The organism is Cupriavidus phytohabitans, assembly GCF_000426345.1.
Lineage (GTDB): Bacteria > Pseudomonadota > Gammaproteobacteria > Burkholderiales > Burkholderiaceae > Cupriavidus.
The window spans coordinates 1-13947 of record NZ_AUFE01000100.1 but is presented as its reverse complement, the minus strand read 5'-3'; the positions used below and the strand labels follow the sequence as shown (position 1 = coordinate 13947).

12 protein-coding genes are annotated in these 13947 nt (G+C 69.7%); 8 read left to right on the top strand and 4 right to left on the bottom strand.

All coding sequences use genetic code 11. The annotated features are described in order from the left end of the window. Positions 1 to 300 (top strand): integrase core domain-containing protein (locus K309_RS0131590; protein WP_029050030.1); only part of this gene is annotated, 300 nt, incomplete at its 5' end. Here the strand turns inward: K309_RS0131590 and K309_RS38160 are convergent. The 4 genes from K309_RS38160 to K309_RS0131570 form a co-directional block, all read right to left on the bottom strand. Next, entirely contained in the window at positions 297 to 1379 is a 1083-nt protein-coding gene (locus K309_RS38160) for an acyl-CoA dehydrogenase family protein (protein ID WP_051320719.1), read from the bottom strand. The two genes, K309_RS0131590 and K309_RS38160, sit on opposite strands and share 4 nt — an antisense overlap. Positions 1380 to 1742: 363 nt before the next feature. Beyond that, entirely contained in the window at positions 1743 to 4349 is a 2607-nt protein-coding gene (locus tag K309_RS38155) for a winged helix-turn-helix domain-containing protein (RefSeq protein ID WP_500784386.1), read from the bottom strand. A gap of 22 nt (positions 4350 to 4371) precedes the next feature. Continuing rightward, positions 4372 to 5271, bottom strand: coding sequence for a Bug family tripartite tricarboxylate transporter substrate binding protein (locus K309_RS43390; RefSeq protein WP_232232577.1), 900 nt, complete (start codon positions 5269 to 5271; stop codon positions 4372 to 4374). A 221-nt stretch (positions 5272 to 5492) separates the two neighbouring features. After that, positions 5493 to 6107 (bottom strand): CoA transferase, encoded by a 615-nt coding sequence (locus K309_RS0131570; RefSeq protein ID WP_029050029.1) that lies wholly within the window; start codon positions 6105 to 6107, stop codon positions 5493 to 5495. 202 nt (positions 6108 to 6309) lie between these two features. Here K309_RS0131570 and K309_RS38145 point away from each other — a divergent pair, with 202 nt between their 5' ends. The 7 genes from K309_RS38145 to K309_RS0131535 all read left to right on the top strand — a co-directional run bounded on the left by K309_RS38145 (position 6310) and on the right by K309_RS0131535 (position 13618). Next, a complete protein-coding gene (locus K309_RS38145) occupies positions 6310 to 7125 on the top strand; it encodes a hypothetical protein (RefSeq protein WP_232232576.1) in 816 nt (271 codons plus the stop codon). Further along, a complete protein-coding gene (locus K309_RS0131560) occupies positions 7125 to 7883 on the top strand; it encodes an IclR family transcriptional regulator (RefSeq protein ID WP_029050028.1) in 759 nt (252 codons plus the stop codon). The genes K309_RS38145 and K309_RS0131560 overlap by 1 nt, the downstream gene beginning before the upstream one ends. Before the next feature lie 149 nt (positions 7884 to 8032). Further along, entirely contained in the window at positions 8033 to 9667 is a 1635-nt protein-coding gene (locus K309_RS0131555) for an ABC transporter substrate-binding protein (protein WP_029050027.1), read from the top strand. Positions 9668 to 9692: 25 nt separating this feature from the next. Then, on the top strand, positions 9693 to 10664 hold the full coding sequence (locus K309_RS0131550; RefSeq protein WP_029050026.1) for an ABC transporter permease: 972 nt from the start codon (positions 9693 to 9695) through the stop codon (positions 10662 to 10664). Between the two features lie 54 nt (positions 10665 to 10718). Further along, a complete protein-coding gene (locus K309_RS0131545) occupies positions 10719 to 11678 on the top strand; it encodes an ABC transporter permease (protein ID WP_029050025.1) in 960 nt (319 codons plus the stop codon). Between the two features lie 15 nt (positions 11679 to 11693). Continuing rightward, a complete protein-coding gene (locus K309_RS0131540) occupies positions 11694 to 12662 on the top strand; it encodes an ABC transporter ATP-binding protein (RefSeq protein WP_029050024.1) in 969 nt (322 codons plus the stop codon). Continuing rightward, positions 12659 to 13618: an ABC transporter ATP-binding protein gene (locus K309_RS0131535; RefSeq protein ID WP_029050023.1), complete on the top strand. Its 960-nt coding sequence runs from the start codon at positions 12659 to 12661 to the stop codon at positions 13616 to 13618. The genes K309_RS0131540 and K309_RS0131535 overlap by 4 nt, the downstream gene beginning before the upstream one ends. Positions 13619 to 13947 lie beyond the last annotated feature (329 nt).

Below are 13947 nucleotides of genomic sequence, written 5' to 3'. Positions count from 1 at the left end.
AGCATTCGCTATACCGAGAGGCTTTCTGAAGCCGGCATTGAACCGTCGGTCGGCAGCCGCGGTGACTCCTACGACAACGCACTGGCTGAGACCATCAATGGCCTGTACAAGGCCGAACTGATCCACAAGCGCGGCCCCTGGAAATCCCGTGAGGCCGTAGAGCTTGCAACCCTGGAATGGGTGGCCTGGTTCAACAACGACCGCCTGATGGAACACCTCGGCTATATCCCGCCGGCTGAAGCTGAGGCAAACTACTACCGGCAACTCAGCTACACCGCTGCCGCGCCGGCATCAACTTAAACCAAACAGCCTCCTCGATACCCGGGGCGATTCAACTCGAGCATGTAGCCGTATCCGCCGTGCAGCTGCACCATCTGGTCCAGCGCCTGGCCCAGCGCCTCGGTGGCGTACAGCTTGGCGACTGCGGCTTCTTCCAGCGTCAGGCGGCGGCGGATGTGCTCGCCCAGGTAGTGGTCGATCATCAGCCGCACCGCGATCGCCTGCGCCTTGATGTCGGCCAGCTTGAACCTGGTGTTCTGGAAGTCCCACACGGTCTGGTTGAAGGCCTTGCGGTCCTTGACGTAGGCCAGCGTGTGCTCCAGCGAGGCTTCGAGCTTGGCCGCGGCGCTGATGGCGATCGAGAGGCGTTCCTGCGGCAGTTCGGCCATCAGGTAGCCGAAGCCCTTGCCTTCTTCGCCGAGCAGGTTGGCTAGCGGCACGCGCACGTTGTCGAAGAACAGTTCGGCGGTGTCCTGCGCATGCTGGCCGACCTTGTCGAGCTTGCGGCCGCGGCGGAAGCCTTCACGGTCGGCTTCGACCACGATCAGGCTGACGCCGCGCGAGCCAGCGCCCGGGTCGGTCTTGCAGACCATGATGATCAGGTCGGCGTTCAGGCCGTTGGAGATGAAGGTCTTGCTGCCGTTGATGACGTATTCGTCGCCCTCGCGGATCGCGGTGGTGCGGATGGCCTTGAGGTCGCTGCCAGTGCCGGGTTCGGTCATGCCGATCGCCAGGATGTATTCGCCCGAGCAGACCTTGGGCAGCCAGCGCTGCTTCTGTTCCTCGTTGCCGATGCGGGCGATGTACGGCGCGATGATGTCGGAATGCACGCCGAAGCCCGGGCCGCTGATGCCGACGCGCGCCTGCTCTTCGTTGAAGATGGCGGAGTGGCCGAAGTCGCCGCCGCCGCCGCCGTACTCGGTCGGCAGCGTCACGCACAGCAGCCCTTCGCGGCCGGCCTTGAGCCAGGTCTCTCGGTCGACCTTGCCGGCCTTGTCCCACTCCGCCTGGCGGGGCAGGCATTCGCGTTCAAGGAAGCGGCGCACCGTGGTGCGGAACATCTCGTGGTCGTCGCGGAAGATGGTGCGTTGGATGTCCATGGAGGTCTCCGGATGTCTGCCCGCAACTTGGCGCCGGCGGCGTGCGGTCTGCGGCGTGACGAGTTTTCTGGGAAATGGGAAGGCGGTTCGGGCACAGGTCGCCGGCGGGTTGCGGGCCGGGCCACTGGCATGTCGCTAAGGTACTGGGGGGAGGGGGGCGCGAACACCACCCGCGTCAGGTGGTGGGGTGGGCGCGGTTGCCGCGCGCGGGCTGCGCGGGCGGGAAGGGGGCAGGGAGTAGGGGAGTAGGGGAGTAGGGGAGTAGGGGAGTAGGGGAGTAGGGGGCACGAGGCCGGTGTCGGGAGGAGGACCGGTGTGAGGCGTGCGCCGCGGAGGGCGCGTTCTCGTGCGCGTGAAGGGGTGTCAGCGCCCCCCGTCGGCCGGCTGGCTGCCCTGGCCAAGCTCGCGGTCGCGCACGCGCGCCACCGCCTCGTCGCGGCTGCTCACGCCGAGCTTGCGGAAGATATTGCGCAGGTGCCATTTCACCGTCTCCGGCGACAGGCCCAGCGTGCGCGCGATCTTCTTGTTGGGCAGCGCCTGGCCGAGCAGGCGCACCACATCGGCCTCGCGGTCGCTCAGTTCTTCGGTGCGGCCCTCTGCCAATCCCGCGGGCGCTGCGCCGGCTGCCGCCGCTCCGGCCGGTGCCCGCTCCGGCATGGCCCGCTGCAGCCGCTCGATGTAGAACGCCAGCACCGGGTCGAGCCCGGGCATGCCGGCGATGTCTTCGATCTGCCGCATCGCGCCCGGGTAGGCATCGATCAGGCTGCGCATCAGCCCGAGCCGGTGCCCGCGGCGCAAGCCTTCGAGCGCATGCCCGTGCGCGCCCTCCGGATCGCCGCGGCGCATGGCGACGCCCGCGGCCAGCATGTGCAGCTGCGCCACGTGGCGCTGCCAGCCGCGCGTTTCGCAGTAGGCAATCAGCGGCGCCAGCCGCGTCCAGGCGGCGCGCAGGTCGTCATGCGCCAGGCTGGCCATCACGTGGGCCCGCTCGGTCACCATGTGGATGGCGTCGAGGAAGCCGCGCGGCGCATCGCGGTGGCGCGCGGCAATGGCGTCGAGCCGGGCCAGCACCGCTTCGGCCGTGGCGATGTCGCCGCTGGCCAGGTGCAGGCGGACCTGGTTGGACAGGCTCTGCGCCACCAGCCGGTCCAGGCCCTGCTGCGTGCCATAGTCCTCCAGGCGCTCCAGCTGCGCGAAGGCATCGAGCCGGTGGCCGATGATCCAGTGCGCCGCGGCCAGTACGGTATGCACGCGCAGCACGGAATCGGGGATCGAGACGCGTTCCAGCACGTCGACGCGGTCTTCGAGCAGCTTGCGCGCGGCGTCCAAGTCGTTGTGCTCGTACAGCACTTCGCCCAGCAGCGCGGCGGCAAAGTACTCCGGCTCGGCGCCGGCGCCGCCGTGCCCCACCAGCTCGGCTTCGCGCAGCACGTCGCGGCTGATCCGCTCGACCTGCGTCACGTTGCCTTCCATCGCGTGGCTGAACCCGGCCAGGCAGCGGCCGTTGAGCATGCCGCTGGCGGTGCCCAGCAGCGGCACCCCGTCGATCAGCAGCGGCGGCGTCTCGGCGTGGATCGCGCGCGCACGTTCGTAGTCGCCCAGGTGCATGTACAGCAGCGACAGCAGGTTGTTGCGCGAGCCCATGTAGAAGGGCGCGATATCGGCCGGGGCGGCTTCGATCTCGGGCAGCAGCGCCAGCGCGCCGGCGGTGTCGTCGCGCAGCAGCACCAGGCTGAAGCGCAGCAGCGCCAGCCGGTAGCGCAGCGAAGCGTAGCCGGGACCGATTGCGGGTCCGAGATCGGCTTCGAGCCGGTCGGCCGCCGCGGCACAGCCGTCGAGGTCGCGCGTGAGCATCTGCATGCGCAGCGCCAGCAGCCGCAGTTCCGGACGCGCCTGGATCTCGCTGGCGGGAAGCAGGCGCAGCAGTCCCAGCGCCGTGCGTACCTCGCCGCGCGCCATCAGGGTGTCGGTATAGCGTTCAACCAGCTCGGCCGCGGTGCCGGCATCGCCGGCGAGCACGGCGTGGTGGACCGCCTCGGCCAGCATGCGATGTTCGCGGAACCAGCGCCAGGCCGCCCCGTGGATGGCGCGCCGCTGCGCCTCGCCGCGCGCGCGGAAGCGCTCGGCCAGGGTTTCGCGCAGCAGCGGGTGCAGGCGGTACCAGGCTTCGCGTTCGGGGCCGGAAGTGGGGGTGATAAAGAGGTTCTCTTGCTCCAGCCGCGTCAGCAGGGCCAGCACCTCGTGCTCGCCCATCGCCTGTTCGCCCAGCGCCTGGCACAGCGATGCCGTAAAGCGTTCGCACGCGGCCGCGCGCACCAGCAGTTCGGCTTCGTCGGGCGCCAGCCGCGACAGGACTTCGCGCTCGAAATATTCGGCAAAGGCGCCGGCGTCCTGCACGTTGGCCTGCACCAGGCCGCTGGCGAAGGTCGGGCCGCTGGCGCTGGCCTTCTTGCGCTTCCAGTGCGCGGCGAACAGCTGCAGGCCGGCGACCCAGCCGTCGGCCAGCTCGTGCAGCAGGCGCGCATCGCGCGCGCTGATCTCGCCCAGCTGGGCCCGCAGGAAGTGCTGCGATTCGGCCAGCGTGAAGCGCAGGTCGCGCTGGCCCAGTTCCAGCAGCTGGCCCTGGTCGCGCAGGCGCCCAAGCGACAGCGGCAGCGCCGCGCGCGTGGCGAGTACCACGTGGAAGTTGGGCGGGGCGTAGTCGAGCAGCCATTGCAGCGGCTGCAACACGCGTGCGGAGCCCAGGTGATGCACATCGTCGAGCACCAGCGTCACTTCACGCGAATGAGCGCCGATGCCGCGCACCAGCGCCACGATGGCGCGTTCGACGGCTTCATCGTCGGTGCCGCGTTCGGCCAGCAGCACGGCCTCGCGGGTAATGTCGGGGCTGATCTCGGCCAGGCAGGCGAGCACGCGGTCGAGCCAGCGCTGGCGCTCGTTGTCGGTGGGTTCCAGCGCCAGCGCGGCCATGTCGAAGCCCAGCGCCAGCAGGTCAAGGCGCCAGGCGCTCAGCAGCGCGGTCTTGCCGTAGCCGGCCGGTCCCTGCAGCACGATGCAGCGCCGCCGGCGCGCCTCGGTCAGCTGCGCCAGCAGCCGTTCGCGCGCAACCACGCGCGCCGCGCTGCGCAGCGATGCCGGGCGCGACGGCGGCGAGGGCAGCGTGGTGGGCTGGCTGCCGGGTGGCGACGGAGGGTTGGCTGGCGTGGGGGGCATCGGAGCGGCGGGATAGGTAAGCCTGCGCAAGCCCATGCAAGCGGCTGCGCTGGCTCGCGGGCGCCAGGGCGTCCAGCCCTGGCGCGGCAACGGTCAGCTGTTGCCGCGATTGTATGGCAGAAGCCCCGGCCCGGCGATAGCGGCCCGGCAGGACCGCCGGCATGGCGGCGGTCCTGCCTTGAGCGCGCCAGGGCGCAGGCAGCACATGCATGCCGCGCGGAACAGATGGGTGAGGGTTTGCCGATGCCGGGCGTTGCCACGTGGCCTTATCGTCCGCCCGCGATTGCGCAGTGCCCCAGGCTATTCCGACGCACAGCTCGGTGACAAAGGACAGGTCGCGGCGCACGTCGTACTGCACATTGCGGTACAAGTGCGGCGTATTGATCAGCGGCGCCGAATGGCTGAGCAGCATCGTATAGCCGTCAGGCGCGCCGCGTGTGATGGCCTGCACCGCGATCACGCCGGCGCCGCCGGGCTTGTTGTCGACGATGATGGTCTGGCCCAGGCGCTTGCCCATTTCTTCGGCCAGCGCGCGCGCGAGCGTGTCGGTGGCGCCGCCGGGCGGCCCCGGCACCACCAGCGTAATCGGGCGAGCCGGATAGGTCTGCGCGCCGCTGGTGGCGCTCCAGGCGCTGCAGGCGATCAGGGCGAATGCAATCAGGGAGGTCTTGGTGCGCATGTCGTTTGCCTCGATGGATCAACGGTGTGGGAATGGCGGGGTACGACCAAGGTAGCGGACGGGATGGGGCGGCACCCCCCACCGGAATGGGCGGGGCGGGATAGTCCTATCAGTGTCTACCCTAGACCGCTGCCCCCGAGCGGGTGCAAGGCGCCGGATACGATGCCGGCCGCATGTGCGGCCGGCAAGGGAAGAGCAGGAAGGAGGGAGGGAGCGGCGGCTCAGCTTGCCCCGAGCGCGCCAAGCCCCATGGCCCGGAGTTGCGCGATGCCGTCACTGTCGAAGCCCCAGTCGCGCAGCGCGGCTGCGCCATGCTGGCCGCGTTCGGGGGCGCCGCGCAGCACCTCGGACGGCGTGCCGAGAAAACGCGGCGCGGGCGCGGGCTGCACCACGCCGTCAATCTCGATGAAGCTGCCGCGCGCGCCGTGGTGCGGGTGCCGCGGCGCTTCGCTGAACTCGAGCACCGGCGCCACGCAGGCGCCCCAGCCGGTCATGCGCCCGTAGACCAGCTTCGGGTTGCGCGCGAGCGCGACCTCCGGCCCCAGGCCCAGGCGTTCCATGGTGCCGGGGCGGAAGCCTTCGAGCACGACGTCGGCGCGCTCGATCAGCGCCAGCGCCGCGCGCTGCTTCAGGTCCAGCGTGACCGAGCGCCGGCCGCGGCCGGTGATGTCGATGCGGCGGGCGCCCTCGTTCTTCTTCGGGCCGAGGTCGGCGGGGGCCACGGGGCGGTCGACGCGGATCACGTCGGCGCCCATGTCGGCCATCAGCATTGCGCCGAACGGGCCCGGCCCGATGGCTTCGAATTCGAGTACGCGGATTCCGCTCAGTACGCCCATGTCGCTATCTCCTGTGGGGGTGGAGGCGAGCGCCGCCCATGCCGGCGCGTTGCCGTCTGCCTCAAGTAGACCAAATGCCGGTCGGCGGCGAACCCACCCGCTTTTGTAGCGCACAATCGCACTCCTATAATCTGCTGGCGCCGACTGGCGGCCCGCACCGGGTCGCACGGCAAGCGAAGATTCCAGTGAGCCGGAGGCAGCAGTGAGCCAGACCCAGCGCGCCAGCGCATTGCCAACAGGAGCCGGACATCGTGTGCGGACCGCTTCGCCGGCGCGTCTGCTGCCGGTGCTGGGCGAACTCAGGCAGGAAGTGCGCGCGCTCAGCCGCCATGCGCACCGGCTCGCGCTGGCGCAGGCCGGTGGCGAAGCGAACCACGGTGAAGGTGCCTACCATGCCTGCCTGGCAGCGCTGTTCGAGCGCTGGATCGAAGATCGCGCGGGTCGGTCACAGGTGGTGTGCTTTGCCTCGGCGGCGGAGTTCGGCCTGCCGCTGCACCGTCATGCGGAGCGCTGCCGCGCGGCGGCCATGCGCGAAGGTTCGCACGCGGTGCGCGCGTTGTATTGGGCGGCGTTGCACCGCACACGCAGCCGTGTCGGCATGACCGCGCAGATGGACGATGCGCTGGCCGCGGTACTGCCCCTGGCGGCGGAATCCATGCAGGCGCCCGACGCGGCCAACGTATCGCCGCAGGTGCTGTGCCGCCATTGCGAGCGGCTGCGGCTGGATGCGCGCTGCGCCGACGGCCATGGGGCGCTGCGCGCGCTGGGCGAGGCACAGTGGCGCAGCGTCGGCGCGGGTGTGCCGTGCGAGACGCGCGAGCACCAGTGCGCCTCGTGCAAGACCCGCTGGACGCAGCATCGCAGCGCGGCGGATCCGTTCACCGTCTGGACCATCTGCCTCGGTTCACCGCGCGTGCCTTGCCCTCCCAGTGCGGCGCGCGCAGGTCCTGCTGAGGATCATGCCGGCGCCGACCGCTACAATCCGCGATGGGACATTTCTGAATACAAGAAGACTTGATGACATACATCGTTGACGCGGTGGACGAGGCGCTGGGCCTGCTGATGCTGGTGGCAGAACATCCTTCACTGGGGGTGACCGAGCTGGCTCGCCGCGCGGGGCTGACCAAGGCGCGCGCCTTTCGCTTGCTGGCCACGCTGGAGCATCGCGGCATGATCGCGCGCGAGCCCGCGGCGGCGGTCTACAAGCTCAGCTACAACGCCTTGCTGGTGGGCAACGCCGCGCGCGACCAGTTCGACCTGGTCAAGGTGGTGGCGCCGCGGCTGGCGGCGATCGGCGCGGCCTGCGGCGAGAACGTGATCGTGCGCGTGCGCGACGGGCTGGAATCGGTCTGCGTGGCGCGGCACGAATCGTCGCAATCGGTGCGCGTTCATACCGAGGTGGGCAACCGGCGGCCGCTGCATGTGGGCGCCTCGGGCAAGCTGCTGCTGGCTTTCGCCGCGCCCGAGGTGGTTGACGCCGTGGCCGCGCAGAACCTGGAGCGCTTTACCGAGCGCACCATTGCTACCGCCGAACAACTGCGCGAGGAACTTGCCGCGATCCGTGCCGCCGGGCACGCCGTGTCGCTGGGCGAGCGTGATGCCGATGCGGTGTCGGCGGCGGCGCCGTTGCGCGACCACGGCGGTGCGGTGGTGGCATCGCTGAGCATCGCCAGCCCGGCCAGCCGGACCACGCCTGAGGCGCTGGCCAGGCATGTCGCGATGGTGGTGGAAGAGGCCGCGGCGCTGTCGCGGGCGTTGGGATATGCCGGCGGCTGACGCCGCGATCGCGTAACCATGGTCCGGTCAAGAGCGGCGCTTCGGCGCCGCTTTTTTTGTCCTCATTTCTTCTTTTGCCGGGTAAACCCTCGTTACTGACCTCGTCTGGATGTTTTATTCTCCGACACATCGTATCGGTAAATGAAACAATGTTTCGATCAACGAGATTCCCCCAAGCCGCGCTGGCGCTCGCCTTGGCCTTGTCCGCACTGGCGGACGCCGGTCGGCCGGCCCATGGCGCCGACCTGCGCATCGGCTACAAGACCGAGGTGAGTGCTGCCGACCCGCATGTGCTCGACGCCGCCGGCCGCAACCTGTGGGGCCACGTGTATGAGACCCTGGTCGGCCTCGACAACGCCTTGCGCCCGGTGCCGCTGCTGGCCACCGGCTGGCGCCAGCTGGATGACCACAACTGGGAATTCCAGCTGCGCCCGGGCGTGAAGTTCAGCAATGGCGCGCCGTTCACCGCGCAGGACGCGCGCTATTCGATCGAGCGCGCACGCAAGCTGCCCGGCGCACGCACCTTCCGCACCTATCTGAAGTCGGTGGAGGCGGTCGAGGCCACGGGCCCGCTGACGCTGCGGGTGCGCACCCGCACGCCCAACCCGGTGCTGCCGCAGAACATCGGCATGGTGGCGATGCTGCCGCACGGGCTGGGGCAGGGCGTGCGCGAGGCGGACTTCGCCCATGGCCGGGCGAGCATCGGCACCGGCCCGTACCGGCTGGTGGCGTGGGAGCATGGCCAGCAGCTGACGCTGGCGCGCAATCCCGGCTACTGGGGCGGCGCGCAGCCGTGGGACCGGGTGGTGTTCCAGTTCATCCCCAAGGAGCCGGCGCGTGCGTCGGCGCTGCTGTCGGGCCTGGTGGACGTGGTCGATGGCTCGTCGGCCAGCATTGCCGAAGCCTTCGCGCGCACCAACGGCCGCATCCGCACCGTGTCGGCGACGTCGTACATGCTGAACTACCTGCAGCTCGACCAGGGGCGGGCGGTCTCGCCCTATGTGCAGGATGCCGCCGGCCGGCCGCTGCCCGCCAATCCGTTGCGCGACGTGCGCGTGCGCCAGGCCATCAGCCTCGCGATCGACCGCGACCTGATCGCGGCGCGCGTGACCAAGGGCGATTCGGTGCCGGCCGGGCAGGTGGTGCCGGCAGGTTTCTTCGGCTTTGCCCCGGACGTGCGCGCGCCGCGCGCCGATGCCGCCGAGGTGCGCCGGCTGCTCATCGCGGCCGGCTATCCCGATGGCTTTCGCCTGACGCTGCATTGCCCGAGCGACCGCTACCTGAACGATGCCAAGACCTGCGAGGCCGTGGGCCAGATGCTGACCCGCGCCGGCATCCGCACCGAAGTGCGCACGTTGCCGTACTCGGTCTACATCACGCGCGCCACCTCGGGCGGCGAGGGCGGCAAGCCTGAGTTCAGCGCCTTCCTGCTCGGCATCGGCGCGGTCAGCGGCGATTCGCTGGAACCGCTGGTGGCGGTGGCGCATGCGCAGGACAAGGCCGCCGGCCTGGGCGCGAACAACCGCAGCGGCTATGCCAATCCCGCGCTGGACGCGCTGATCGAAACCTCCATGCGCACCATGGCGCCGGCGCCGCGCGAGCAGTTGCAGCGCCGCGCCGCTGGCATGCTGGCCGCCGACGCTGGCATCGTGCCGCTGCACCACCTGCGCGCCGCCTGGGCGTATCGCGCCGGACTGGAAGTGCAGCCGCGCGCCGACGGCTTTACCTACGCCGGCAACATCCGCCCCGCAGCGCCTGCAGCAACCACTGCGGCGCAACCCTGACTCACCGCTTCCTGTCCTGATCGCTATGCTCGAAACCCTGTTGAAGCGGCTGCTGCAAAGCCTTGTCGTGCTGTGGCTGATGTCGGTGCTGACCTTCTGCGCCGTCAACCTGATCGGCGACCCGGTCCACCTGCTGGTCAGCCCCACCGCCACCGAGCAGGAAATTGCCGACGCGCGCCACGCGCTCGGGCTGGACCTGCCGGTGCTGCAGCAATACCTGCGCTTCATGGAGGGCGCGCTGCGCGGCGACCTGGGCGATTCCTTTATCTACAACCGTCCCGCGATCGAGCTGATCGTCAGCCGCGTGCCCGCCACGCTGGAGCTGGCCGTGACCGCGCTGCTGCTGTCGCTGGGCATCGGCATCCCGATGGGCGTGTTCGCCGGGCTCAGGCCGGGCAGCCGGCTGGCGCGCGCGCTGATGGCTGTCTCCCTGGGCGGCGTGGTCATGCCGACGTTCTGGGTCGGCATGATCGGCATCCTGGTGTTCTCGGTGAACCTGGGCTGGCTGCCATCCGGCGGGCGAGGTCCGGTCAGCACCGTGCTGGGCATGCCGCTGTCGGTGACCACCTGGGAAGGGATCCGCTTCCTGCTGCTGCCGGCGCTGACGCTGTCGCTGTTCAAGATCTCGCTGGTGGCGCGGCTGGCCGAAGCCGGCACGCGCGACGTGGCGGGGCAGGAGTACATCAAGTTTGCCCGCGCCAAGGGCGTGGGCGGCGCGCGGCTGGTGCTGCGACATGTGGTGCCCAATGTGCTGATCCCGATCATCACCGTGGTGGGCCTGGAGTTCGGACACCTGATTGCCTTCTCGGTGGTGACCGAGTCGGTGTTCTCCTGGCCGGGCATGGGCAAGCTGATCATCGATTCGGTGCTGGCGCTGGACCGCCCGGTGGTGGTGGCCTACCTGCTGGTCACGCTGGTGCTGTTCGTGGTGCTGAACCTGGTGGTCGACCTGCTCTACGTGGTGCTCGATCCGCGGCTGCGCCACAAGGCGGGCTGAGCCCGGCTGCATCCATCCCCACAGAAACCATGGAAAACGAACGAGAACCGATCGATGTCCCTGCCTGCATCCCAACCTGACACTGCCGTGCCGGCGCTGGCGGCGAGCGCCGCGCCTGACGCGCCGCTGCCCATCACCCCGTCCTCCACGCGGCCCTCGCTGCTGCGGCGCTTCGTCGCCAACCGCGTCGCGGCGGCGGCACTGGCGCTGCTCGTGGTCCTGCTGTTGATCGCCGCGCTGGCCCATGTCATCAGCCCGCAGAACCCGTATGACCTGGCCACGGTGTCGGTGATCGACTCCGAGCTGCCGCCCGGCAGCGCCGGCTATGAGGGCAAGACGCACTACTGGCTCGGCACCGACGGCGCCGGCCGCGACCTGGTCAGCGCGATCTTCTATGGCATCCGCATCAGTGTGGGCGTGGGCGTGATCAGCGCGGTGGTGGCGCTGATGGTCGGCAGCGCGGTCGGCCTGGCGGCGGCTTACTTCGGCGGCATCGTCGATGCCGCGATCATGCGCGTGGTCGACCTGCAGCTGAGCCTGCCGGCTGTGCTGGTGGCGCTGATCCTGCTGGCCGTGCTGGGGCAGGGCGTCGACAAGACGCTGCTGGCGCTGGTGATCGTGCAGTGGGCTTACTTTGCCCGCACGGTGCGTGGCGCGGCGCAGGTGGAGCGGCGCAAGGAGTATGTCGAGGCGGCGCTTGGCCAGGGGCTGCCGGCGCTGCGTGTGATGTTCCGCCATATCCTGCCCAACTGCATGGCGCCGCTGGTCGTGACCGGCACGCTGCAGATCGCGCATGCCATCACGCTGGAAGCGACCATGAGCTTCCTCGGCATCGGCCTGCCGCGCACGCAGCCGTCGCTCGGCATGCTGATCGCCAACGGCTTCGAGTACATGCTGTCGAACAAGTACTGGATCAGCATTTTCCCGGGCGTGGCCCTGGTGCTGCTGATCGGCTCGATCAACCTGGTGGGCGACCGCCTGCGCCGCGTGCTGAACCCGCGGCTGGACGGCTGAGGCCGGGAGGCGGACATGGCACTACTGGAAGTCTCCGGGCTGAGCACCAGCTTTGCATTGGCCAACGGCCGCAAGGCATTGAAGGCCATCGACGATGTCTCGTTCACGCTGGAGCCGGGCGAAATTCTCGGCATCGTCGGCGAGTCCGGTTCGGGCAAGTCAGTGACGGCGTTCTCGCTGATGAACCTGCTGGACCCGCCCGGGCGCGTCACCGGCGGCTCGGTCCGCTTCAAGGGGCAGGAGCTGCTGGCGTGCTCGCCGCGCCAGTGGCGGGCGTTGCGCGGCGACCGCATCGCGATGGTGTTCCAGGACCCGATGATGTCGCTGAACCCGGTGATGCGCGTCGGCGACCAGCTGGTCGAGACCGTGCGGGTGCACCACCGCCGCAGCCGCGCGCAGGCACATGCGCAGGCGGTCGATGCGCTGGCGCGCGTGGGCATCCCGGCACCGCAGGAGCGCATGCGTGCCTACCCGCACGAGCTGTCCGGCGGCATGCGCCAGCGCGTGGCGATTGCCAATGCGCTGATCAACCGGCCCGACCTGATCATTGCCGACGAGCCTACCACGGCGCTCGACGTCACCATCCAGGCGCAGATCCTGTACGAGATGAAGCAGCTGGTGCGCGAGACCGGCGCCGCGGCGATCTGGATCAGCCATGACCTGGCCGTGGTCAAGGACCTGGTCGACCGGGTCTGCGTGATGTACGCCGGCAGGGTGGTGGAGCAGGGGCCGGTGGCCGAGGTGATCGCGCGGCCGCTGCATCCGTACACGCGCGGGCTGCTCGATTCATTGCCCACGCCTGAAATGCGTGGCGCCACGCTGCGCGCGATTCCAGGCGCCGCGCCGGCACTGGCGGCGCTGCCGCCGGGATGCGCCTTCGCGCCGCGCTGTCCGCGCGTGCGCGGGGCCTGCAGCGAGCCGCCCGCGGCAACCGTGGTGCGCGGCCGCACGCTGCGCTGTTTTTATCCATTGGAGTCGGCATGACCGTGCTGCTTGAAACCCGCCAATTGCAGAAACGCTTTTCGCTGAAGCCTGGCCTGCTGGGCCGCATGGCCGGCAAACCGGTGCAGGCGGTGCATGCCGTCAACGAGGTCTCGCTGCAGGTGCGCAAGGGCGAGGTGCTGGGCGTGGTCGGCGAGTCCGGCTGCGGCAAGTCCACGCTGGGCCGCATGCTGGCCGGGCTGCTGCCGCAGAGCGGCGGCGAGATTGCGTGGGAAGGGCGGCGCGCCGATGTCGAATCGGCCGCCTATCACCGCGCGGTGCAGATGGTGTTCCAGAATCCCTATGCCTCGCTCAATCCGCGGCTGCGCATCGGCCAGGCCATTACCGAGGGCGCGGTCTACCATCGCATGGTCAGCCGCGCGCGGGCTACGGAACTGGCCGGCGACCTGCTGCAGCAGGTCGGGCTGGACCCCAGCTACGCCGAGCGCTATCCGCACGAGTTTTCCGGCGGCCAGCGCCAGCGCGTGGCGATCGCCCGTGCGCTGGCGCTGCGCCCGCGGCTGCTGATCTGCGATGAGGCCGTGTCCGCGCTCGATGTCTCGGTGCAGGCGCAAATCATCAACCTGTTCATGGCGCTGCGGCGTGAGCATGGGCTGACCTACGTCTTCATCAGCCACAACCTGGCGGTGGTGGAGCACATGTCCGACCGCGTCGCGATCATGTACCTGGGCCGCGTCGTCGAGAGCGGCGATGCCCGCACGGTGTTCGCAGCGCCCAATCACCCATATACCCGCGCGCTGCTTGCCGACGCGCCGCGGCTGGGTGGCGGCACCGCCTGCCACCAGCCGATCCGCGGCGAGTTGCCGAGCCCGCTGGCGCCGCCCACCGGCTGCGCCTTCCATCCGCGCTGCCCGCATGCCAGCGCACGCTGCGCCGCCGAAGTGCCGGTGCTGCGCGATCTCGGCGGACGCCTGTCCGCCTGCCACCTGAATGACTAACGAGGCTCTGCCTCAGACCGACGAGTAGTACGGGTGACTGCGGAGCGCTGAGGGGGTAAGGTGGCTCCGGTCGAGCCGGCTGGGACAAGCCCAGCGATGTACGAGCTCGAAGCTCAATGGGGTCCGAAGACCCCGTGGACGACCGGAGCCAGACATGACGGTACCACACAGTGTGTGCGATGTTCTACGCGACCACGTCGTGCTCGAAAGCGAGTGCATCGACCGGATGTACCTCAACGTGTACGTGCCGCAGTTGCAGCGCGTAGGCGGCGTGGTGTGGTACCTGCGCGGCCACCTCGGTCAGCGCTTTGCCTCGACGGCGACGGTGG

Bases quoted from the DNA above. Each gene is read 5' to 3' on its own strand.
- K309_RS38160 (WP_051320719.1), bottom strand. From the start codon at position 1,379: ATGGACATCCAACGCACCATCTTCCGCGACGACCACGAGATGTTCCGC.
- K309_RS38155 (WP_500784386.1), bottom strand. From the start codon at position 4,349: ATGGCCGCGCTGGCGCTGGAACCCACCGACAACGAGCGCCAGCGCTGG.
- K309_RS43390 (WP_232232577.1), bottom strand. From the start codon at position 5,271: ATGCGCACCAAGACCTCCCTGATTGCATTCGCCCTGATCGCCTGCAGC.
- K309_RS0131570 (WP_029050029.1), bottom strand. From the start codon at position 6,107: ATGGGCGTACTGAGCGGAATCCGCGTACTCGAATTCGAAGCCATCGGG.
- K309_RS0131560 (WP_029050028.1), top strand. From the start codon at position 7,125: ATGACATACATCGTTGACGCGGTGGACGAGGCGCTGGGCCTGCTGATG.
- K309_RS0131555 (WP_029050027.1), top strand. From the start codon at position 8,033: ATGTTTCGATCAACGAGATTCCCCCAAGCCGCGCTGGCGCTCGCCTTG.
- K309_RS0131550 (WP_029050026.1), top strand. From the start codon at position 9,693: ATGCTCGAAACCCTGTTGAAGCGGCTGCTGCAAAGCCTTGTCGTGCTG.
- K309_RS0131545 (WP_029050025.1), top strand. From the start codon at position 10,719: ATGTCCCTGCCTGCATCCCAACCTGACACTGCCGTGCCGGCGCTGGCG.
- K309_RS0131540 (WP_029050024.1), top strand. From the start codon at position 11,694: ATGGCACTACTGGAAGTCTCCGGGCTGAGCACCAGCTTTGCATTGGCC.
- K309_RS0131535 (WP_029050023.1), top strand. From the start codon at position 12,659: ATGACCGTGCTGCTTGAAACCCGCCAATTGCAGAAACGCTTTTCGCTG.